This is a genomic window from Priestia sp. YIM B13489, assembly GCF_042787645.1.
GTDB lineage: Bacteria > Bacillota > Bacilli > Bacillales > Bacillaceae_H > Priestia > Priestia megaterium.
Genome location: NZ_JBHZOQ010000053.1, coordinates 74,082 through 95,708, shown reverse-complemented (window position 1 = coordinate 95,708; position 21,627 = coordinate 74,082). Strand labels below are relative to the sequence as shown.

The 21,627-nt window shown below is 39.6% G+C and carries 27 protein-coding genes; 10 read left to right on the top strand and 17 right to left on the bottom strand.

From position 1 onward, the window contains the following. Positions 1-34: 34 nt before the first annotated feature. Both ACFX4W_RS06355 and ACFX4W_RS06350 read left to right on the top strand, forming a co-directional pair. The gene (locus ACFX4W_RS06355; protein ID WP_043981385.1) at positions 35-613 is read left to right on the top strand and encodes a TetR/AcrR family transcriptional regulator; all 579 of its coding nucleotides are present in this window, start codon (positions 35-37) and stop codon (positions 611-613) included. Positions 614-639: 26 nt separating this feature from the next. Further along, positions 640-3,789, top strand: a complete 3,150-nt coding sequence (locus ACFX4W_RS06350) for a bifunctional cytochrome P450/NADPH--P450 reductase (protein WP_043981386.1) — start codon at positions 640-642, stop codon at positions 3,787-3,789. A 204-nt stretch (positions 3,790-3,993) separates the two neighbouring features. On the opposite strand, the gene ACFX4W_RS06345 is transcribed toward ACFX4W_RS06350, so the two are convergent. Beyond that, positions 3,994-4,953 (bottom strand): helix-turn-helix transcriptional regulator, encoded by a 960-nt coding sequence (locus ACFX4W_RS06345; RefSeq protein ID WP_043981387.1) that lies wholly within the window; start codon positions 4,951-4,953, stop codon positions 3,994-3,996. Between the two features lie 90 nt (positions 4,954-5,043). Here ACFX4W_RS06345 and ACFX4W_RS06340 point away from each other — a divergent pair, with 90 nt between their 5' ends. Next, positions 5,044-5,562, top strand: coding sequence for a dihydrofolate reductase family protein (locus ACFX4W_RS06340; RefSeq protein ID WP_025751048.1), 519 nt, complete (start codon positions 5,044-5,046; stop codon positions 5,560-5,562). Positions 5,563-5,693: 131 nt separating this feature from the next. Next, positions 5,694-6,134, top strand: a complete 441-nt coding sequence (locus ACFX4W_RS06335; protein WP_013083968.1) for a cell wall hydrolase — start codon at positions 5,694-5,696, stop codon at positions 6,132-6,134. Positions 6,135-6,275: 141 nt separating this feature from the next. Here ACFX4W_RS06335 and ACFX4W_RS06330 read toward each other — a convergent pair whose 3' ends face one another. From ACFX4W_RS06330 to gvpA, 10 genes are all read right to left on the bottom strand, one after another. Further along, positions 6,276-6,800, bottom strand: coding sequence for a hypothetical protein (locus ACFX4W_RS06330; protein WP_043981389.1), 525 nt, complete (start codon positions 6,798-6,800; stop codon positions 6,276-6,278). Between the two features lie 134 nt (positions 6,801-6,934). Next, on the bottom strand, positions 6,935-7,063 hold the full coding sequence (locus tag ACFX4W_RS06325; protein WP_013083966.1) for a hypothetical protein: 129 nt from the start codon (positions 7,061-7,063) through the stop codon (positions 6,935-6,937). Positions 7,064-7,095: 32 nt separating this feature from the next. Further along, positions 7,096-7,413 (bottom strand): gas vesicle protein, encoded by a 318-nt coding sequence (locus ACFX4W_RS06320; protein ID WP_016764858.1) that lies wholly within the window; start codon positions 7,411-7,413, stop codon positions 7,096-7,098. A gap of 14 nt (positions 7,414-7,427) precedes the next feature. Continuing rightward, positions 7,428-7,712: a gas vesicle protein K gene (locus ACFX4W_RS06315; RefSeq protein WP_013057927.1), complete on the bottom strand. Its 285-nt coding sequence runs from the start codon at positions 7,710-7,712 to the stop codon at positions 7,428-7,430. After that, entirely contained in the window at positions 7,702-7,953 is a 252-nt protein-coding gene (locus ACFX4W_RS06310; RefSeq protein ID WP_013057926.1) for a gas vesicle protein, read from the bottom strand. The genes ACFX4W_RS06315 and ACFX4W_RS06310 overlap by 11 nt, the downstream gene beginning before the upstream one ends. Further along, positions 7,950-8,774 carry a GvpL/GvpF family gas vesicle protein gene (locus tag ACFX4W_RS06305; protein WP_043981390.1) on the bottom strand — a complete coding sequence of 275 codons (825 nt, stop codon included), beginning with the start codon at positions 8,772-8,774 and terminating at the stop codon, positions 7,950-7,952. The genes ACFX4W_RS06310 and ACFX4W_RS06305 overlap by 4 nt, the downstream gene beginning before the upstream one ends. Before the next feature lie 9 nt (positions 8,775-8,783). Then, complete coding sequence (locus ACFX4W_RS06300; RefSeq protein ID WP_014459264.1) at positions 8,784-9,041, bottom strand: gas vesicle protein GvpG; 258 nt, start codon at positions 9,039-9,041, stop codon at positions 8,784-8,786. Then, positions 9,038-9,808 carry a GvpL/GvpF family gas vesicle protein gene (locus ACFX4W_RS06295; protein WP_043981391.1) on the bottom strand — a complete coding sequence of 257 codons (771 nt, stop codon included), beginning with the start codon at positions 9,806-9,808 and terminating at the stop codon, positions 9,038-9,040. The genes ACFX4W_RS06300 and ACFX4W_RS06295 overlap by 4 nt, the downstream gene beginning before the upstream one ends. 23 nt (positions 9,809-9,831) lie before the next feature. Next, positions 9,832-10,095, bottom strand: coding sequence for a gas vesicle protein GvpO (locus tag ACFX4W_RS06290; protein ID WP_013057922.1), 264 nt, complete (start codon positions 10,093-10,095; stop codon positions 9,832-9,834). Between the two features lie 23 nt (positions 10,096-10,118). After that, positions 10,119-10,397 carry a gas vesicle structural protein GvpA gene (gvpA, locus tag ACFX4W_RS06285; RefSeq protein WP_013057921.1) on the bottom strand — a complete coding sequence of 93 codons (279 nt, stop codon included), beginning with the start codon at positions 10,395-10,397 and terminating at the stop codon, positions 10,119-10,121. A gap of 436 nt (positions 10,398-10,833) precedes the next feature. On the opposite strand from gvpA, the gene ACFX4W_RS06280 reads away from it, so the two are divergent. Beyond that, the gene (locus ACFX4W_RS06280) at positions 10,834-11,658 is read left to right on the top strand and encodes an SPL family radical SAM protein (protein WP_043981392.1); all 825 of its coding nucleotides are present in this window, start codon (positions 10,834-10,836) and stop codon (positions 11,656-11,658) included. Between the two features lie 35 nt (positions 11,659-11,693). On the opposite strand, the gene ACFX4W_RS06275 is transcribed toward ACFX4W_RS06280, so the two are convergent. Together ACFX4W_RS06275 and ACFX4W_RS06270 are read right to left on the bottom strand one after the other, a co-directional pair. Next, positions 11,694-12,077 (bottom strand): nuclear transport factor 2 family protein, encoded by a 384-nt coding sequence (locus ACFX4W_RS06275; protein ID WP_043981393.1) that lies wholly within the window; start codon positions 12,075-12,077, stop codon positions 11,694-11,696. A gap of 18 nt (positions 12,078-12,095) precedes the next feature. Continuing rightward, positions 12,096-12,575 (bottom strand): RrF2 family transcriptional regulator, encoded by a 480-nt coding sequence (locus ACFX4W_RS06270; RefSeq protein WP_043981394.1) that lies wholly within the window; start codon positions 12,573-12,575, stop codon positions 12,096-12,098. A gap of 160 nt (positions 12,576-12,735) precedes the next feature. Between ACFX4W_RS06270 and ACFX4W_RS06265 the strand changes: the two genes are divergently transcribed. Next, positions 12,736-13,719: a LacI family DNA-binding transcriptional regulator gene (locus ACFX4W_RS06265; RefSeq protein ID WP_195696497.1), complete on the top strand. Its 984-nt coding sequence runs from the start codon at positions 12,736-12,738 to the stop codon at positions 13,717-13,719. A 59-nt stretch (positions 13,720-13,778) separates the two neighbouring features. On the opposite strand, the gene ACFX4W_RS06260 is transcribed toward ACFX4W_RS06265, so the two are convergent. Further along, on the bottom strand, positions 13,779-14,939 hold the full coding sequence (locus ACFX4W_RS06260; RefSeq protein WP_043981396.1) for an Ig-like domain-containing protein: 1,161 nt from the start codon (positions 14,937-14,939) through the stop codon (positions 13,779-13,781). 422 nt (positions 14,940-15,361) lie between these two features. Between ACFX4W_RS06260 and ACFX4W_RS06255 the strand changes: the two genes are divergently transcribed. Further along, positions 15,362-16,045 carry a TerC family protein gene (locus ACFX4W_RS06255; protein WP_043981397.1) on the top strand — a complete coding sequence of 228 codons (684 nt, stop codon included), beginning with the start codon at positions 15,362-15,364 and terminating at the stop codon, positions 16,043-16,045. A gap of 35 nt (positions 16,046-16,080) precedes the next feature. Here ACFX4W_RS06255 and ACFX4W_RS06250 read toward each other — a convergent pair whose 3' ends face one another. Then, a complete protein-coding gene (locus ACFX4W_RS06250; RefSeq protein WP_043981398.1) occupies positions 16,081-16,632 on the bottom strand; it encodes a helix-turn-helix domain-containing protein in 552 nt (183 codons plus the stop codon). A gap of 95 nt (positions 16,633-16,727) precedes the next feature. On the opposite strand from ACFX4W_RS06250, the gene ACFX4W_RS06245 reads away from it, so the two are divergent. The 3 genes from ACFX4W_RS06245 (at position 16,728) to ACFX4W_RS06235 (ending at position 20,130) form a co-directional block, all read left to right on the top strand. Then, positions 16,728-17,453 carry an AzlC family ABC transporter permease gene (locus tag ACFX4W_RS06245; protein WP_043981399.1) on the top strand — a complete coding sequence of 242 codons (726 nt, stop codon included), beginning with the start codon at positions 16,728-16,730 and terminating at the stop codon, positions 17,451-17,453. Next, positions 17,450-17,779 (top strand): AzlD domain-containing protein, encoded by a 330-nt coding sequence (locus ACFX4W_RS06240; RefSeq protein WP_016764847.1) that lies wholly within the window; start codon positions 17,450-17,452, stop codon positions 17,777-17,779. The genes ACFX4W_RS06245 and ACFX4W_RS06240 overlap by 4 nt, the downstream gene beginning before the upstream one ends. 452 nt (positions 17,780-18,231) lie before the next feature. Continuing rightward, positions 18,232-20,130: an endonuclease MutS2 gene (locus ACFX4W_RS06235; protein ID WP_043981400.1), complete on the top strand. Its 1,899-nt coding sequence runs from the start codon at positions 18,232-18,234 to the stop codon at positions 20,128-20,130. 185 nt (positions 20,131-20,315) lie between these two features. Here ACFX4W_RS06235 and ACFX4W_RS06230 read toward each other — a convergent pair whose 3' ends face one another. Next, positions 20,316-20,729, bottom strand: a complete 414-nt coding sequence (locus ACFX4W_RS06230) for a DUF1259 domain-containing protein (protein WP_029715116.1) — start codon at positions 20,727-20,729, stop codon at positions 20,316-20,318. A 114-nt stretch (positions 20,730-20,843) separates the two neighbouring features. Continuing rightward, positions 20,844-21,500, bottom strand: a complete 657-nt coding sequence (locus ACFX4W_RS06225; RefSeq protein ID WP_043981401.1) for a DUF975 family protein — start codon at positions 21,498-21,500, stop codon at positions 20,844-20,846. Between the last annotated feature and the right edge of the window lie 127 nt (positions 21,501-21,627).

The window sequence follows — 21,627 nt, the reverse complement described above, 5'->3', positions numbered from 1 at the left end:
AACGTTCATTCCGCTTTTGGAAAGAGGTGATAAAGTGGAATCTACTCCAACAAAACAAAAAGCGATTTTTTCTGCTTCGCTTCTGCTGTTTGCAGAAAGAGGGTTTGATGCAACCACGATGCCAATGATTGCAGAAAATGCCAAAGTAGGAGCAGGAACAATTTATCGCTACTTTAAAAATAAAGAAAGCCTTGTAAATGAATTATTTCAACAGCACGTAAACGAGTTTTTACAGTGCATTGAAAGCGGTCTGGCAAACGAAAGAGATGGATACCGAGATGGGTTTCATCATATCTTTGAAGGTATGGTGACATTTACTAAAAATCATCCTCGTGCTCTTGGATTTATTAAAACTCATAGCCAAGGAGCTTTTTTAACGGAAGAGAGCCGCTTCGCATATCAAAAGCTGGTGGAATTTGTTTGCACGTTCTTCAGAGAAGGACAAAAGCAAGGTGTGATTAGAAATCTTCCTGAAAATGCGCTAATTGCTATTTTATTTGGAAGTTTCATGGAAGTATATGAAATGATTGAAAATGACTACTTATCTTTAACTGATGAACTTCTTACTGGTGTAGAAGAGAGTCTGTGGGCAGCACTTAGCAGACAATCATGAAACTTAACAAGTGAAAGAGGGATAACATGACAATTAAAGAAATGCCTCAGCCAAAAACGTTTGGAGAGCTTAAAAATTTACCGTTATTAAACACAGATAAACCGGTTCAAGCTTTGATGAAAATTGCGGATGAATTAGGAGAAATCTTTAAATTCGAGGCGCCTGGCCGTGTAACGCGTTACTTATCAAGTCAGCGTCTAATTAAAGAAGCATGCGATGAATCACGTTTTGATAAAAACTTAAGTCAAGCGCTTAAATTTGTACGTGATTTTGCAGGAGACGGGTTATTTACAAGCTGGACGCACGAAAAAAATTGGAAAAAAGCGCATAATATCTTACTTCCAAGCTTCAGTCAGCAGGCAATGAAAGGCTATCATGCGATGATGGTCGATATCGCCGTGCAGCTTATTCAAAAGTGGGAGCGTCTAAATGCAGATGAGCATATTGAAGTACCGGAAGATATGACGCGTTTAACGCTTGATACAATCGGTCTTTGCGGCTTTAACTACCGCTTTAACAGCTTTTACCGAGATCAGCCGCATCCGTTTATTACGAGTATGGTCCGTGCACTGGATGAATCGATGAACAAGCTGCAGCGAGCAAATCCAGATGACCCAGCTTATGATGAAAACAAGCGCCAGTTTCAAGAAGATATCAAGGTAATGAACAAACTAGTAGATAAAATTATTGCAGATCGCAAAGCAAGCGGTGAACAAAGCGATGATTTGTTAACACATATGCTAAACGGAAAAGATCCAGAAACAGGTGAGCCGCTTGATGACGAGAACATTCGCTATCAAATTATTACATTCTTAATTGCGGGACACGAAACAACAAGCGGTCTTTTATCATTTGCGCTGTATTTCTTAGTGAAAAATCCACATGTATTACAAAAAGCAGCAGAAGAAGCAGCACGAGTTCTAGTAGATCCTGTTCCAAGCTACAAACAAGTCAAACAGCTTAAATATGTGGGCATGGTCTTAAACGAAGCGCTGCGCTTATGGCCAACGGCTCCTGCGTTTTCCCTATATGCAAAAGAAGATACGGTGCTTGGAGGAGAATATCCTTTAGAAAAAGGCGACGAACTAATGGTTCTGATTCCTCAGCTTCACCGTGATAAAACAATTTGGGGAGACGATGTGGAAGAGTTCCGTCCAGAGCGTTTTGAAAATCCAAGTGCGATTCCGCAGCATGCGTTTAAACCGTTTGGAAACGGGCAGCGTGCGTGTATCGGTCAGCAGTTCGCTCTTCATGAAGCAACGCTGGTACTTGGTATGATGCTAAAACACTTTGACTTTGAAGATCATACAAACTACGAGCTGGATATTAAAGAAACTTTAACGTTAAAACCTGAAGGCTTTGTGGTAAAAGCAAAATCGAAAAAAATTCCGCTTGGCGGTATTCCTTCACCTAGCACTGAACAGTCTGCTAAAAAAGTACGCAAAAAGGCAGAAAACGCTCATAATACGCCGCTGCTTGTGCTATACGGTTCAAATATGGGAACAGCTGAAGGAACGGCGCGTGATTTAGCAGATATTGCAATGAGCAAAGGATTCGCACCACAGGTCGCTACCCTTGATTCGCACGCCGGAAATCTTCCCCGCGAAGGAGCTGTATTAATTGTAACGGCGTCTTATAACGGACACCCGCCTGATAACGCAAAGCAATTTGTCGACTGGTTAGACCAAGCGTCTGCTGATGAAGTAAAAGGTGTTCGCTATTCCGTATTTGGATGCGGTGATAAAAACTGGGCGACAACGTATCAAAAAGTGCCTGCTTTTATCGATGAAACGCTTGCCGCTAAAGGGGCAGAAAACATCGCTGACCGCGGTGAAGCAGATGCAAGCGACGACTTTGAAGGCACATATGAAGAATGGCGTGAACATATGTGGAGTGATGTAGCAGCCTACTTTAACCTCGACATTGAAAACAGTGAAGATAATAAATCTACACTTTCACTTCAATTCGTCGACAGCGCCGCGGATATGCCGCTTGCGAAAATGCACGGTGCGTTTTCAGCGAACGTCGTAGCAAGCAAAGAACTTCAACAGCCAGGCAGTGCACGAAGCACGCGTCATCTTGAAATTGAACTTCCAAAAGAAGCTTCTTATCAAGAAGGAGATCATTTAGGCGTTATTCCTCGCAACTATGAAGGAATAGTAAACCGTGTAACAGCAAGGTTCGGCCTAGATGCATCACAGCAAATCCGTCTGGAAGCAGAAGAAGAAAAATTAGCTCATTTGCCACTCGCTAAAACAGTATCAGTAGAAGAGCTTCTGCAATACGTGGAGCTTCAAGATCCTGTTACGCGCACGCAGCTTCGCGCAATGGCTGCTATAACGGTCTGCCCGCCGCATAAAGTAGAGCTTGAAGCCTTGCTTGAAAAGCAAGCCTACAAAGAACAAGTGCTGGCAAAACGTTTAACAATGCTTGAACTGCTTGAAAAATACCCGGCGTGTGAAATGGAATTCAGCGAATTTATCGCCCTTCTGCCAAGCATACGCCCGCGCTATTACTCAATTTCTTCATCACCTCGTGTCGATGAAAAACAAGCAAGCATCACGGTCAGCGTTGTCTCAGGAGAAGCGTGGAGCGGATATGGAGAATATAAAGGAATTGCGTCGAACTATCTTGCCGAGCTGCAAGAAGGAGATACGATTACGTGCTTTATTTCCACACCGCAGTCAGGATTTACGCTGCCAAAAGACCCTGAAACGCCGCTTATCATGGTCGGACCGGGAACAGGCGTCGCGCCGTTTAGAGGTTTCGTGCAGGCTCGCAAACAGCTAAAAGAACAAGGACAGTCGCTTGGAGAAGCGCATTTATACTTCGGCTGCCGTTCACCTCATGAAGACTATCTGTATCAAGAAGAGCTTGAAAACGCCCAAAATGAAGGCATCATTACGCTTCATACCGCTTTTTCTCGCATGCCAAATCAGCCGAAAACATACGTTCAGCACGTGATGGAACAAGACGGCAAGAAATTGATTGAACTTCTTGATCAAGGAGCGCACTTCTATATTTGCGGAGACGGAAGCAAAATGGCACCTGACGTTGAAGCAACGCTTATGAAAAGCTATGCTGACGTTCACCAAGTGAGTGAAGCAGACGCTCGCTTATGGCTGCAGCAGCTAGAAGAAAAAGGCCGATACGCAAAAGACGTGTGGGCTGGGTAAATTAAAAAGAGGCTAGGATAAAAGTAGTTTAGTTGGTTGAAGGAAGATCCGAACGATGAATCGTTCGGATCTTTTTATTGGTAGAGTGAACGTAGATTTCATCTATTTAGTGACTTGTAGCGGTTGATCGGAGTGCAAGGCGAAGTCTTGCAAGAAAATCAACCCCGGTGCATAAAGCGATTTATACGAGTTCATTTCTCCCATTTATTCGTCTTTTGTCCCCACTTCATTTTTATAGCGTCTTAACGTTTCTTCTGCGTGACAGCAGATTTTTTCAATTAGCTTCTGAGGTTCTTCAATAAAAGCATGAGCCCCTAAGGTATAGAAAAAAGAAGCCATGTAATTTATTTCATTTCCATCAGTTATTGTATCGATATAGCCATTCCCATCACGCGCCACCCTCACATGATTTTCAAGCCACGGAACGCCTTTACACTGACGAACGCCTTCGTGTGTCAAGGTTACTTTTAACGAAATCGGCTGTGAGTTTACCGGTTCTGTTTCAAGCCATTCCTTTAACGTAAGAGACATATTTTCGTCTTTTTCTAAAACTTTTAACGAGTGAATACGATCCGCTCGAAATAATAACACTTTTTGCTTATTGAAGGAATAAGCAGGACAGTACCATAAACCGTTATGAGCATAAATTCCAAGGGGTTTGACTTCTTTTCTTGTTTGACCCGCCTTTGAATCATAAAGAAATTCAATATATTTCCCTGCAAGGCTTGCTTCTAAAAGCTCTTTTAAATAAGGAGCGTCAAGGTTTCTTTTAGGATTCCAAAACGCAATATGAGCACTCATTTTATCTACTTTTTTCTTTGTTTCCTCAGACAGGTACACATAAAATTTTTGAAGAGCCGCATGAATTCCTGCATCAAACGGAAGGTCATGATAATACTGCAGAGCTTGATAAGCAAAAAAGATAGAAATAGCTTCTTCTTCCGTAAACAAAATGGGAGGGAGAATACGATTTTTTAGCACTCTGTAACCGCCGCTCCGCCCTTTTTCACTGTAAAGAGGCAGCCCTAATTCACTTAAGTCCAGTAAATAGCGCTGGACGGTCCGCACGGAAAGACCAAATTCCTCCGCTAGTTCTTTTGCCGTAAACGTTCTTTTTGTATTAATAAACATGAGCATATCAACAAGCCGTCTAGACTTAGCCATTTATTTTCACCTTTTTCTTTTAATATGACAAAAAGTGTCGTATTAAGATGATATCATACAGAAACAGTAAAGTTGAAAGGAGAAAAGGGAATGAAGAAAAAAATCGTCGTATATATTGCGGCAAGCTTAGACGGATATATTGCAAGAGAAAACGGAGAGATTGACTGGCTGGAAAGCGTAGAAGGAGAGGGAGACAACGGCTACGAAGCGTTTTATCAAACGTGTGATGCGGTTGTTATGGGAAAAGCTACGTACGACCACGTGCTGAAGCTCACACCTGAGTTTCCGTATCTCGGTAAAAAATGCTACGTGTTTAGCCGCTCAGCTCAAGGAAAAGATCAATATGTCGAGTTTATAAACGAAAGCGTGGCGTTATTTCTCAACAACCTCAGTCAAGAAACTAAAAAAATATGGCTGGTGGGAGGCGCTGATATTCTCGCTGATTTCTTAACAGCAAAGAGGGTGGATGAATTTATTATATCGGTCATTCCCGTTTTGCTTGGGGCTGGTATTCCGCTGTTTAAACGAGGAATTCCCGAAATGAACTTGAAGCTTACCGATATAAAACAGTACGGGCAAATTGCTCAGCTTTATTATGAAAAAGAATAAGCTTTTCGTAATAAAAACTCTTTCTGCAGTGTCAGTGTGCTCATCGTGTATTTAACATCCAGCTATTGTTATTTTAGGGGCAGTGACATCAAGAGCGTCCTTTTTTCATAGTATATTTTTGGGGTGAAAAAATGCCAAGAGTAAATTATCGAGATTCAGACGTTGCTTTAATGGCAAGGATGATGAGAGCAGAAGCTGAAGGCGAAGGAAAACAAGGAATGCTGTATGTTGGAAATGTCATTGTAAATCGTCTTAAAGCAAACTGTTTAGATTTCAAGAATTTAAGATCCGTTCCGCAAGTTATTTATCAGGTGCAGGGAGGCAACTATTCGTTCGAAGCTGTTCAAAAAGGAAACGTATTTTATCAAAGAGCAAGAGGTGTTGAAAAAAGGTTAGCCAAAAAGAATTTGGATTATTGGAGAGAACACCCGGGGAAATATGCACTGTGGTACTTTAATCCATCCGCTCCATGCCCTCCAACCTGGTACGGTCAACCCGCTTCTGGTCAATACAAAAATCACTGTTACTACGAGCCAAAGCCCGGAACATGCGCTAGCGTTTATAACGGATAGATAGCTTAGAAAATATGCTGCATTCTGAAAGTCTGACCTCAAATCCAAACCTTTAGCTGCAGGTGACAAGGTAGTCGTTCTTCATATAATAAAAGAAAGCCCTCTTTTAATAAAGGGGGCTTTTGCTAATTGATGCATTTCTCATTTTGCTTCAAATTTTATGTTTTTACCAGCAGCAAATTCGGATTGATCCTTCGCTTTTGTATCCTTTACCACCCAGGACGTCTTTACCTTAGCTGCTGATAAAATTTCTTTAATTTGCTTATCGTTTAAGCCTTTCGTATAAAGGACAAATTCTCTTGTATAGATGTTTTTATTTTCTTGCTCTTCATCTGCACCGTTGCCAAACCAATATCTTATTTGCTGATCGTCTTTGATGTTATTAAAAGCTTCTTTATAGTTAGGTAGCTTAACTTGAATATTCGACAGGTAATCCGTGCCGCGTAAGGTAAGGGTCATATGTACTTTGTGAAAATCTTTTTTTGAAGGGCTTGTTAACCCTGATGTTCCAACTTCACTAAATTCTTTTTTCGTCAGCGGTTTAACTGTAGTAGAAACAGAAACTTTTGGATCTGAATTATTTGTCACAACGTCTGCGGTACTGCAGGCACCTAAAATGAACAGCGTTAAAAGAGTATAGACTACTCCAAATGCTCTTTTCTTCATGCTCGTTCTCCTTTGTAATTGATAGATAATGGTACTCATTCGCTATGTTCATTGTATTTACCTCCATTTGTTTCAATGTCATGATTAATGAAGAAGAACCAAAAGAGAAATGCCGAAGCATTTCTCTTTTGGTTCTATGAATCTGGATTAAGCGAAGTATGCGTATACTCGGGCATACGCTCTTCTTTTTCCGTTAGCTGAGTATCGGGGCTTTGCTGCTCTTGTGAAATAGGAGACAGGGTAGATTTTTGTTCAGGGTTCATGTTTGTTATTCCTCCTTATATAAAGTGAGCTGTTAATCAAGCGAAAGCAAATCATCTTGAATTCGCTGCGTTAAAGATGCCACTTGCTGCGTTAAACTGTCATTTTCCGCCTGGAGTTTTTGATAAGACTGATTTGCTTTTGAACATAGGTAAGGGTCTGTTTCCCACCAGTCCATGCCAATTTCTCTTGCTTTATCAATAGAAGCGACAAGCAGCCGGATTTTGATTGTTAAGAGTTCAACATCAGCAATTTGCACTTTAATATCTCCAGCAATAACAAGACCTTTATCTAATACTTTTTCCAATACTTCTACAATGGTGCCCAGATGCCCGTTATGTTCCGCCGCCATTTTTTCACTCCTCGTTATAGCACTTTTCCTAGGGGACCTAGATCAATATTTAAATCTTCATTTGTAAAGTTAAACACTGATTTTAGCTCCTCCATTTTGTTCTCTAACTTCATCAACGCCACGCCCAGGTCTTCGATTTGAGCGTCCGTCAGGTTTCCGCTGTCGACTCGGCGAATCGCATGTTTTTCAATGAGCTGCCGCAGTAATTCAATGACGGTTAAAACAAGCTGCGCTAGGCCTTGTTCAGCATTTTCCGCACTCAGCTCAATGCGGCCGTTTCGTTTGAGGTTATTTTCCATTTCTCAACGCCTCCGTTTCCTGTTCAAGCTGCTGAGAAGAAATGATTTGACGATCATGAGAGCCTATCAGCGTTTCTACAGAAGAAATCAATACCCGCAAATCAAGATAGACTAAATCAATTCCGGCAATTGAAATCAATAAATCACCTTTAATGGCAATTCCTTTATCGAGGATCACATCTAATATATCAATGAGGGCGATGTCCTTTTGCTCCAGCGTTTGTTTTCGCAGAGATGTCATCCCGCATCTTTCTCCGAGCGCAGAGTGTCGATATGATAAGCAGGCCATGGTCCCGTTACTTCGATGTTCAGTCCCATTTCACTATAAAACGTTTGCTTGTCGCTAATGGCTTTTAAAAATGATTCTACATTGTTCTTTGAAAGAAGGTAGATGCTGTTCCAGCACATGCTGTAGCTCTCGCCGGTTATTTTTTGACTCCAGTTATTTTTGATTGTGTGGTAAGCGGCGTAGGGGCTTATCTCAGTGTGCAAGTGATCACAAAGCGAAAGCTGTTCTTTTTCTGTTTCTTCTTCGATCAGCCTTTCTATCTTTTTACGTTCAAAAAACTGCCTGCCTGGAGGCAGCGTATTTATTTCTTCTTTTTTCTTTTGGATCGTTTCATTGTTCGTTAGCAGATAGTTCTTTAAAGAATTCGTATGGGCATACACTTTTATATTCCATTCTTCAGATCTTTTTAAAAGCTGAAGAGAAGAGAGCGTTTTTTCTTTGTTATCAGCAATACTTTTTTGACAGCTATCCTTGCTTTTGTAGACCGTACAAAATTTCATGGGAAGAAGCGTGTAGTGACTTTGTAAGAAAAGAAGAATCTCATGGTGATGCATGGCTTTGTCCTGCAGCCATTTCATATCGTGCTCGATCTTTTCTTTCAGCATTTCTTCCGAATACTCATCGCTTGGCAAGTCGCATACAAATGCGGTAATGTCATCAAAGCAAAGAGCATAGATAGGGTTGTTCTGATCCATACCTTCAAGTGAAGGAAAGGGCATTTCATTAGCTTCTTCGGTTGGAACTAGACCATATAAATAAATGAGCTTTTCCATCTTTTAACCTCACTTTTGTTTCTTCGTCATTGATTCCCATCTTTTTAATTCATATTCTTTTGCTGCTTCATACCTCAGCAGTAGTTCTTTTTCTTTTTCCATATATGCATCTTCTGGTATTTCTCCAAGCTCATACATCATTTGAAGATGAACGATTTTTTGCTGAATAAAAGAGACATCGTAAAGTTCTTTATCCGCTTCTTCCTTGATTTTCTGTCCGACTTTTACAATGAGCGTAACAGGAGACAGCAGCAGTTTATGAATCATACATTCTCTTCTACCTTTAGTTGAATATTAATAAAGTTATAAGCAGCCCACGGTCCGGAATATTTAAAATCGGCTTTGTGCTTCCATTTTTCATACAGGTCATTTACACGTTCATCAAACGCTGCTTCTTTTTCTCGGTCAATTAAAAAAGAAGCGTTCAAAAGCATTGTTTCGACAATAGGAGGATTGAGTCTCGACGCTTCAGCTATCGGTTCTAAATGTTGATACAGCTCTTTTTTACAGTCGTGCTGAAGCTTTAAAAAGAATTTCTGAGCTGTTTCTCCGTGCGCAATTTGTTTATAAAAATCAGCACTGGCAGAACGCGGGTTTCGTACTTGCTGCAAAGAAGAATCTTGATTCACTTTTTGTCTCAGCCAGTCCGGTTTCCCAATTACTTTTAGTCCGACTTCTATTTTTCCTTTTAACTGTGGGAAAAGAGAGGCGAACTGTGGATATAAGTTTTCTAACAGCATTTCAACATCTTGTTGACTATGAAACACGTTGCCAAAGCTGATTGGAATGACCGAATCATGCTCATTCATTACTTTGGAAATCACCTGCTGGTGCGCTGTGACGTTCTCTTTTGTAGGATGATAAATTTTAAGAGGAAAGGCAGCAGCCACTATAGCTGCATCTCGGTAATGAATGGTAAAAGTAGCTCTTTCTTGCTGATCAATCGTGACGCTGCCAAACGTATGCGCCTCGGTGGCGGGAATACTGCAAAAAATATAAATGCCCGTTTCTTCACTCATTGATTTCTGTTTCATTCCTTTCCATTAAAATAATCAGCTTACTTCTCTGCTGGAGAGCTTCGATAGCGCAGGCTGGTGCGTGAAAAAGACGTAATGTTATGCTGCTTATTGACCAGCACTTCATAGATACCAAGCAGTTCATCTTTTGCATAGCGCCTCATATACTCCTGTTCTTCAAATGCTTCAAGTGTTATTTTCCATCCTCCATTTTGAATCGATTCATACGAAATAATTCGGTGAGGAGGAGCAACGTGTTCTTTAAAAAAATCAGTCACGGATTCCATAATTTCGGCTACTTTCACTTCTCTAACCCACCTTTATGAGTTTATAAATCTAAATCTTGTAAAAGGTTTAGCTGTTCAAGTTTTTTTCCGCCGTTATTCGAAGAAAGAAAATCTTCTCTTTCATTATGAAGCAGCCGAACTGCCTCGGCATACCTCAGCCATGTGTCCACACTGGCAATAACGATTCGAGCTTCGATGGTAATTAATTCAATACCAATAACGGAAATACGAGCGAATACGTCAATTACCACGCCTTTATCTAAGATGCGGTCAACTACTTCAGCTAGACTAGAACAATCGTTTGATTTGTTAATCGTCATGATGAAATTCCTCTCATGTTGCATAGTAAAATATATACGTTTGCTAATCTTGCTATTAATGTGTGTGATATTGTAAAAAATATACAAATAAAACGTCCATAAATTAAAAAATAGTATAAAATACCATGATTATTTTTGTTTTAATACGGGTAGAGTTAAGTACATTACTTTTATCCATTGATGAATGAAAACACATACATAAAAGACAAAGGGAGTGGAGAAAGATGAGAAAAGAAGAGCAGCCGGTATTATCTGATTTTATTGAAAAGGACCAATTTGAGTTAAATTCATATTTAACCTCTTTACTTGAAACGACAAGTGAAAAGAAAGAAAATCAAAGTTGATGAATTGAAAACATAAAGGGCTACTTTCCATGTGGAAAGTAGTTTTTTCATTTGCGAACTTGATATACTTATTGGACAACGAGGTGAGAAAGATGAACAAAAGAGACGTGGTTTCGAGAAGTATTTTAACAAAAGCGACCGGCTTTTTAGCATCTGGTTATACTCATAGTTTAAATCCGTATGCCGGATGTGCATTTTCCTGCAAATTTTGCTACGTGCGAGAGCTGCCAATTCAGCGTTTTAAAGAGATGGAGTGGGGGACATGGCTAGAGCTTAAAGTCAACGCAGCTGAAGTCTATCAAAAAGAAATACAAAAACTGCGAAAAAAAGAGCAGCCGGTGCGCATATTTATGTCTTCAGCGACAGATCCCTATCAGCCTGCTGAGCGCAAAGCAGGCATCACACGTGCCCTTTTAGAAACGATGATCAATCATCCCCCTGATTTTTTATTGATTCAAACAAGGTCGCCACTTGTGACGAGGGATATTGATTTGCTTTTACAGCTTCAAAAAGTATGTGATCTTCGCGTATCGATGACTGTTGAAACGGACCGAGAAGATGTAAAACAAATTTTTTCTCCTTATGCTCCGGGGATGAAACTTCGTATGAACGCGTTAAAAAAAGTAAAAGAAAGCGGAATTTCAACGCAAGTAACCATTGCTCCAATGCTTCCTTTCACACCTGAATTTCCTGAAAAAATAGAAGGAATGATGGACCGAATTTGCATTGATACCTTGTACTTAGGAGACGGTTCCTTAGGTAAAACGTCTAAAAGGCTAGGGATGCCGGAATTATTTGAGAAGTACGGTTTTCTAGACTGGTATGACAAAGACATTCATGTCAAAGCCATTCGTTATTTTGAAAAATTTTATCCTTCTTCGATGATTTATCTGTCTCAAGAGGGATTTGCTCCGTAAAAAAAGAAGGGCTAGAAGAGCCCTTCTTTTTTGTATTAGTTTTTATACGTATCAAACATGTTCGTATCGTCAGGTACGTTTTCTAAATAGCTGATTTTCCCGTTTTCATCTAGCTTAGCAATATCTTTTCCTGTTTGAGTAAAGACGCTGCCAGATGCACGTTTTCCGCATACTGCCCAAGGCGTTTCAAACTTATCTGTACCTTCAACTGCTTTCCAGCCTTCGAACATATGCTTAATATCAGCATTTTCTTTAAACACCATTTTCACAAACAGCTTCCAGTTTTCAATGCCTTGCTTTTCGTGGCCGTTTAAGACAAATACGATATCGTCTGAAAAAAGCCCCACTAATTCTTCAAATGCTTGTTCGCTTGTACGTGATTGATCGAATAAATCAAAATATCTATTTAAGTTTTCCATGATGATCTCCTTTGGGTGCTACAGCACCATTTTTTCTTCTACTGTTGCTTTTAGCATGTCCAGGTTTTCTTTCGGACATTTTTTGTTAATTTCATTTGTGAGCGTAGCAATGGTTTGCCGTTTTAAGATAGACTGCCACGAAGATTCGGCTTCTTCCATTAAATCGGATAATAAGCAAATGTCTTTGTCTTTTAAGTTAAGCATGTCGTGAAAAATACCGCTTGATGAGTAAAGAGACTGCTTACCTTCAATGGCTACGTATACGTCATAAATACGAATTTCTTCCGGCGTTTTCTTTAAGCGAAATCCACCTTTGCTACCAGGAACGGAAGCAAGTAAATCAGCGCTAACCAGTTTGCGAAGAAGCTTTTGAAAATACGTAGGCGAGCCCCCGAGCTGAGTGCTGATGACATCTCCTGGCAACACAGCTTTTTCAGGTAAAAACGTAAGCAGCAAAATGGCATACACCGATTGCTCAACGCCTGTTTTCATATGCAAAAACATCATCTCCTGCTTTATGTGTACAACGTGGATAATGATTATCCATGTTTAGATTATCATACCGCTTATGAAGCAAAAAGTAAAGCAGTTACTTAATATACGCGGGATATTCGTGTATACTGTGAAAGAAGCAGCAACAAAATACGGAGATGAGAGAATGACAACTATTGCAGATATCGCTCGGCTTGCAGGAGTAGCAAAAAGCACTGTATCCCGCTACCTTAACGGAGGGTCTGTGAGCGATGCGACGAAACGAAAAATCGAAGAGATTATTAAAGAAACAAACTATAGCCCAAATGCGTTTGCCCAAAGCTTAAAAGCAAAAAAAACAAACATCATTGGTGTAATTGTTCCGCGCATGGGTTCTTTTGCGACTTCCCGCACATTAGATGGTATTGACCAAGAACTTAGAGACCACCACTATCAAATGATTATTTCCAATTCTAATCAAGATTTAGAAAGAGAAATCGAAAATATCTATACGCTGGCTAAGCAGAAGGTAGCAGGTATTATTCTTCTTGCCGTTCAAATCACAAAAGCTCATTTGGAAGCTTTCCGCACAATTTCAATTCCCGTTTTGCTAATTGGACAGCAGCATGAAGAAGTCCACAGTTTAATTCACCAAGACTACGAGGCGGCATGCGACATTGGAAGGTACATAGGAGAAAAGGGGCATAAAAAAATTGCTTTTTTAGGCGTAACCGAAAAAGACATAGCTGTAGGTGTAAAGCGAAAAGAAGGTGTAAAGGAAGGTCTTAAAGACAGAGATTGCGAGATCCGCTGTTATCAAACAAGCTTTAACATGAGCGATGCAATCGGGGCCGCTACGGCTGTGATGAAAGAATTTAATCCGTCCATCATTGTATGTGCGACCGATAACATTGCACTTGGCACGTTAAAGGCAGCTTATTTAAACGGACTTCGCGTTCCGGAAGATGTATCCATTACCGGCTTTGGAGGCTACGAAATTACGGGTGTGATTCATCCTAGCTTAACAACCGTAAAATATTACTATAAAGAAGCGGGACAAATGGGGGCACAGCGAATTATTAAGCTAGTCAACGGAGAAGAAGTTGAAAAGCTTACACTTTCTAACTATGAATTGATTGAAAGAGAAAGCGTTGACAACCGCTTTGTATAAAAAAACGATTTTTTAACTATATCAAAGAAGGAGGTGACCATAGTCACCTCCTTCTTTGATTAATGCTTCACGACTTTTGTTGTCGCTCCGCTGCTAACATTCCCCGCAACATCTTTGGCCGTCACGGTAAGAGTAGTGCCTGCTTTCTGCGCTGGTATTTTTACAGAGTACGTTCCTTTAGAAGAAGCCTTGGCAGATCCAAGCGATTTACTGCCCGCTTTGACTGTTACAGTAGAAGAAGCCTCCGCTTTTCCCGTAACCACTTTATCATTATCATCGACTTTATTGACAGTTGGCTTATTAGGCGCTACGACATCGGCTACTTTCGCGGAAACGCTTGGACTTACGTTTCCGGCGCTGTCTTTAGCCGTTACGGTAAGAGTTGTTCCGGCTTTTTGAACACTTATATTAACAGAAAATGTGCCTTTAGAAGACGTTTTGGCAGATCCGAGCGTTTTGCTGCCAGCCTTAACTGTTACAGTAGAAGAAGCCTCCGCTTTTCCCGTAACCACTTTATCATTATTACCGACTTTGTTTACGGCTGGTTTATCTGGAGCGACGTTGTCTACGAATGCTGTGCTCAGAGCATATAGATCATCCACGGTATTATCGTCGTAATCATCATCAAACTCATAATCAGTGGCGCCTATGTAATATGTTCCTGATTTATTTACCTGATAGACTTGAACTTCGACTCCATCGCTATAGTCTGAGCCTTGGTAGATTAAATTCTTGTTATCTTTAAAGTCTTTTTCAGCTGCTGTAAAGGCAAGGTCAATTGCTGGAGAATTGGTCGTCCCAGCTACAAGCAGTGCGCCTTTAGCAGGGACATTCACTTTATAAAAATCAACGTCATACATAGGAAGCATTTGTCCGAGGATTGTTTTTTCATTTGGCAAACTATTAGCTTTGTTAAAATCATTATTTGGCTCTTTTTCAAACAGTGGATCATCGTTTGCAGAGGAGCTGTTCATTTGTTTTGAATTCTGAGATGAAGAAAGAGAAGGAGCTTTTTCTAAGGAATGAGTTGCATCGCTTTTTAAATCATTAAGTACACGTTGATTTAGATTCTTTTTTTGAAGAGGCTTGTCCATATGCTGGTCTATTAGTTTTTTTGAAACACTTTCACTTTTATTGGTATCTGCTTGAACAGACTGAACGGATAGTGTTGATGCTAATAAACCAGCAGAAACTAGGGATATTATACCTTTTTTATTCATATTTTTATTTTCCTCCTTTAAAATATAAGACTATAGAACCGAATCTATCATACTATAAGAAAGCGAATACAACTACAGGTTTTTATATTCATTTTTCGACATCCTTTCTAGAAAAGCGACAGTAATTTTACTAAATTGAAAGTGAATAAAAAAACGATTGACAGAATGTAGGAGATGCTATAGTATAAGTGGTGTAAATACAAACAAATAATTGAACGTATCTCCTAAAGGGGAGTAGCTTTAACAGCAAAGTCGTCATTACAGAGATTATCTCTCGGCTTTGTTGGCGACATTATGTTGTTAGCAAGACCTTTACCGCTTATTTGGTAAGGGTCTTTTTTGTATTCAATTATAAAAAAGGAGGAAAAGGCTCGGACATTTAGAGGAGAAACGTTACATAAAAAGAGAAGGTGGAGGTAACTATGGAGGAACTAATTGGGGTATCAGTGCAAGGTTTGCTGCAAATTATTTTTCTTGATTTAATTTTAAGCGGGGATAACGCAATTGTTATTGCAATGGCGGCTCGTAACGTACCAAAAGATTTACAAAAAAGAGCGATTTTAATTGGAACAGGCGGCGCGATTGGTCTTCGATTATTATTTGCGGCTATTATTGTCCCTTTATTGAAAATACCATTAATCGGAGCGGTCGGCGGTTTGATGCTGGTGTGGATTGCATATAAATTATTAGCGGACAATCACGATCACGGCGACAATCCTCAAGGTGGAGCAACGGTATGGAGCGCGGTTAAAACGATCATTATCGCAGATGCGGTCATGTCATTAGATAACGTATTAGCTCTAGCAGGTGTAGCTCACGAATTTGTCCCGATTATGATTGGTGTATTAATTTCAATTCCGATTATTATTTGGGGAAGCAGCTTTATTATGAAAGCAATGGAAAAATTTCCGATTATCATTTACGCTGGAGCGGCGATGCTTGCATGGTCTGCTGGAAAAATGATTGTTGAAGATAAAATTATCGGCGGATTTGTTCCAAACACAGCTTTACATCTCGCTGTTCAAGTTATCTTAACTATTGCAGTTGTAGGCATTGGGTACATGAAAAACAAAAAAATGAAAAAAGAACAAGCCCACGCAGCTTAAAAAAAGAGCGTACGGATGATCCGTACGCTCTTTTTTTATGATTCGGGGTAGTGCATAAGCAAAAAAAAGCTTGCTTCTTCTTCAGAAGAATTGATATAGCTGTGAGAGGTATTTCCTGAAAAATGCAGAGCATCTCCCGAGACTAATTCATGTTCTTCATTTTCAAAACGAACCGTTAATTCGCCTTCTTTAATAAGTAAGTATTCATCTCCTAAATGAGTTTTCGCTTCGTGCACGCATCCAGGCTTTAATGTGACGATGTAAATTTCAAACTTTTTTTCCGGATGATAAGGAAAAAAAGAATATACTAAGTAATCACCTTTGTTGTCCATGATGGGATCTAGCTGTTTTATGCTTACTTTCTGCACATCCGGGGTGTCTTCTTTCATAAATACAGAAAAAGAGACTTGAAGGCCGTTGGCGATTTTCCAAAGCGTGGTAACCGTGGGACTGGATTTACCCTTTTCAATTTGTGCAAGCATTGCTTTACTAACACCGGTTAATTCGGAAACTTGATCAAGCGTCAAATTCCGATTTTTTCGTAATTTAACAAGATTTTTAGCAATAATATCTTGAATCGCGTCCATTGTTGTACTCCTTTAATTATTATAAAGATAGTATAACATACCGTTGTTTAATATAACGTATAGATGTATAATATAGCAGAAAAGGAGGGAGTACGGTGATTGCAGAAAAAGCAGTACAGCAAAGAGAAAAAGTGGACTTAACGTTCAGACAAGGGGCTAAGGATTGTATCCCTACGCTACTCGGTTACATAAGCATAGGGCTTGCGGCTGGGATCGTTGGAGTATCCTCTCATCTTTCCGTTATGGAAGTTGCTTTATTATCAGCGCTCGTGTATGCAGGAGCAGCGCAGTTTATTATTTGTGCACTGATGGTTGCAAACAGCTCGATTTCAGCTATTATTCTCACAACATTTATTGTAAACTTACGACACTTTCTTTTGAGCGCTACGGTCGCGCCTAAATTTACAAAATATTCGTTATTAAAAAACGTCGGAATTGGATCCCTTCTAACGGACGAATCATTTGGGGTGTCTTCAAGTAAAATTGCAAAAGGTGAGCAAATTAATGACCGCTGGATGAACGGATTAAATATAACGGCTTACGTCAGCTGGATTATCGCCTGTACGACAGGAGCTATTTGTGGCCATATGCTATCAAACCCGGAAGCCTTTGGGTTTGATTTTGCCTTAACGGCTATGTTTTTAGCTCTGCTTGTTTTACAAATTGAAAGCGTGTTACCTTCAAAGCTTAATCATTACTTGCGTTTAATTCTTTATATGGCGATTATTATGATTGTGCTGTCTTTTTTCGTACCTTCACATGTGGCCGTATTGATTTCAACCATTATTGTAGCGACAATTGGGGTGGTGACGGATAAATGAGCATCCACTACCCAACACTCATCGTTATTTTAGGGTGTGCCCTTGTTACCGTAGTTCCTCGCATTGTTCCTTTTTTAGTTGTACGTAACATCGCGCTGCCAGAACCCGTATTAAAATGGCTATCCTATATTCCTATTTGTATTTTAACCGCACTTGTTGTAGAAAACTTTATCATTCAAGCAAATGACAGCGTAAAGATTAACTGGCCCGTCATTATCGTAGTTATTCCAACCTTACTGATTGCCCTGAAAACAAAAAGTTTATCCATCACCGTTATTAGCGGAGTTGGAATGATGGCGCTGCTTCGTTTTTTTCTTTTGTCATGAAAGCTCAAGTTATGCTCTTGAGCTTTTTTACTGTCTCCTTTACGCACGCTTTTTCATATAGTATGATAAGAGTGTAAATTAGAAGCCAATGACAACTAAAATATAGATGAGGTGCTTTTATGAGCGGAGTAGTATCTAAATAGGAACAATTGAATGAAATAAATTAAATAAGCAAGACGGGTATTTTTTGGAGAATGAAGGTACCCTTTATTTGCTTATGGATTTATTTCACTGCCTATGAAGATACCTACAATGCTTTATAAAGGGTTCGGCATTTGTCGCGAGAGAGGCGTCTGTTTTTACAGAGCTTTCTTTTGTGATATGTGTTTAGACACCTTATGAACGCAAAAAGCTGTGGGATCACCACAGCTTTTTTTATTTACCTTTTTCATTGCCTTCTAATAAATAGGTATCTTCATATGTGATGACAAATCATAGTGAGGAGAAAAACCATGAATACGATGACATTTGAAAAATTGCAGTATCAGGAATTAAAAGAAATCGTAAAATCTCACTGCGTAAGTGAGCTGGGAAAACAATTAATGGATAAACTTCAGCCGAGCACATCTCTTAAAACAGTAAAAAACCGACTTAAAGAAACAACGGAAGCACGAAGACTTCTAGATGCTGAGAAATCACTTCCGCTATCAGGTGTCTCAGGTATAGGAAGAGTCATCGAAAAGCTTGAAAAAGGCATGATTTTAGAGCCCGAAGAGCTAATGCGCGTATCCGATTTTTTAAAAGGCTGCAGAAAAGTAAAACAATATATGGTGGATAAAGAATTTTTTGCTTCGCTCTTAAGTTCCTATGCCCATTCGATGAAAGAACTGACAGGTATAGAAGAGGAAATTAATTTTGCCATCAAAGCCGGAAAAGTAGACGCTGCGGCAAGCAAAGAGCTCAAGCGTATCAGAAGACATATAGAAGGAACGGAAGCGAAGATTTCAGAACAGCTTGCGAAATTTTTACGAAACGGTAAAAACAAAGAGTATATTCAAGACTTCTTCATCAGTAAAAAAGGAGACCGCTATACGATTCCGATCAAGGCATCCTATAAAAATCATGTTGGAGGAACGATTGTTGAAACATCTTCTAAAGGGTCAACAGTGTTCATAGAGCCGGCATCTATTACAAAGCTGAATGCGGAACTAGCGATTTTGAAAGCAGAAGAAGAGGTAGAAGAATATCAAATTTTAGCGTCTTTAACAGGTTTAGTGTTAGAGAAGCTAGCTGATATTCATATTAATTTAGAGCTAATTAGCCAATACGACATGGTGTTTGCCAAAGCAAAATACAGTAAACAGGCAGACGGAATCGAACCTAAAATTAATGATTATGGATATATTCATTTAAAAGGGGCATATCACCCGCTGTTAACTGGTAAAATTGTTCCGCTTCACTTCGAAATTGGCGAGAATTATCGAAGCTTAATTATTACGGGACCTAACGCAGGAGGAAAAACCGTTGTCTTAAAAACGATTGGGCTACTGACACTCGCTACAATGTTAGGATTTCATATTACAGCTGATGAAGGAACAGAAATTGCATTGTTTGAACATATTTTTGTCGATATCGGCGACAACCAAAGTATTGAAAATGCGCTGAGCACCTTTTCCTCACACATGAAAAATATATCGGCTATTTTGCAAAAAGCAACGAACAATACGCTGCTCCTATTCGATGAAATTGGCAGCGGCACCGAACCGAATGAGGGAGCTGCACTTGCGATTGCAATCTTAGAAAAGTTTTATCATATGGGCTGCATAACGGTCGCGACTACGCATTACGGAGAAATTAAGCGTTTCTCAGAAATTCATCCTGACTTTATGAATGCCGCGATGCAGTTCAACAGTAAAACATTAGAACCGCTGTATCAGCTGTTAATTGGCACATCTGGAGAAAGCAATGCGCTTTGGATTTCAAAGAAGATGAAGGTAGAAGAAGAGATTTTACAAAAAGCAAAGTTCTATATGGAAAGCAAATCGTATGATACAGAAGTCGTCAGAGAAGATAAAATAAAAAAGCCAACTATTTTGAAGGAAAAGAAAAAAGACCGTGTTGAATACCAAATGGGAGATCGAGTCAAACTGTTAGATTATGAAAATCATGCGATTGTGTATAAGTCTAAAGACAACACAAACAATATAGTCGTACTCTATCAGAATGAGTTAATTGAAGTAAACATTAAGCGAGTAGCTCTTGAAATCAAAGCTGCTGCATTATATCCCGAAGGCTATGACCTCGATTCGTTATTTATTAGCTATAAAGATCGAAAAGAGCAGCATGATCTGCAGCGAGGATCCAAAAAAGCATTGCGGAAAATTGAAAAAGATATACGCGAAAATAGATAAAGCAGAAGCCCAGCACTTATAAGAAAGTGCTGGGTTTTGTTTTTATGCAGCTTCTCAAAAATACATAGCGCCCTTTTGTTAATGACTTAAAAGATAAGGAGGTTTCCTTTAGCTATATTAGTAATCTATAGGTATAAAAAACATCTTTCACCTCTCTAATATACCTGAGAGATGCGTTTAATAAATTATTCGTTTGTCGGAACGGGAAGACTCTTGAGGGTTGTAAAACAAAAAGCCATTTTTTTCGCAAAATGTAAAGGAGGCTCGACAGATTGAATATGAAGATACATAAGGACCGGTTCTGTAAAAAGCCAATGGTTATGCAAAGCGCTTACGATAAGACCTTGCCGCGCAGCAGCTTCTGTAAAACGGGGGATTTCTTCTTGTAAAATAGCAATCTCAGCCAAGTTTAACGCGTTTCCCTGTGCGTCTATCGCTTCAAATGATACACCAACAGGAACGACAGAGCTGCTTTTCCGCCCTTGAACATGAGCTTGAAAGCTTCTTTTAAGAGACACTGAGCATCCTGTTGGACTAACTTTGCTTTTAGCGTTTAAAATCTGGCCAAACTGCTGACAAATTTCATTTGTAGTATACATATAAGCTCCTGCCTTTCTTCTAGACTCTTAGTAAGCTTTATGACATCAGAGCTTCACTTATGCAAACAGTGTTCTTATAAAAAAATCCCCTTCACGTTGAAGAGGATTTTTTTATTATTCAGCATGCGATGAGCGTTCATTTAACAAATTTTCATAAAAACGGGCAAGTGAAGCAGAAAGGTATGGAATAGACCATAAAAAGCCGATTCCTAGTGTAATAATACTTAATAAAAACCAGCCAAGAAAGCTTAGTAGCAGCAGGAAGTACTGTCCTTTATAACCATTCATCAACCTGCGGCTTTCTGTAATCGCTTGATTCATCGAGTAAGTAGGATTGTCTTTACAAATATAGTACGTTTGTGAATATGCCAGTGCTTTGATAATTCCAGGAATCAGTAAAAGCAGTGACCACAGCATCACATAAAGAGTCATCAGTACATAAATTCCTAGTGACTTTACATAAAGACCGAAGTCTTGGAATGTTTTAAACAAATGTCCCAATCGGACAGATTCACCTCGCGCCAAACCTAAAAATGCCCAGTAGTTCGCCATGAGAAGAGGCGAAAAGACAATAGCAAAGGCAGTTGAAATCCATGACGCCGAATCAGATTCATCTTTCATCCAATTGTCATAGCCGCCGCTTGCCACAATTTCAAATGGAATAGGCAGAAGCGTATATACTCCGTACGTCACCACCGTCAGTAAAATCGCAAGTCCCCAGCGATTCTTTAAAGAAGCTTTAGCTTCTCTTTTAATCGTACCGATGTTCATGTTGTTCCTCCTTTAATGTTGCAAAACAGTATCTTTTTGCTCGTATTAACATGTAAACCATGCACAATTGTTAATTTTGTATGAAATGAAAATAATAGTCAATAGGTTCTGAGATGAAAAGCAAAGC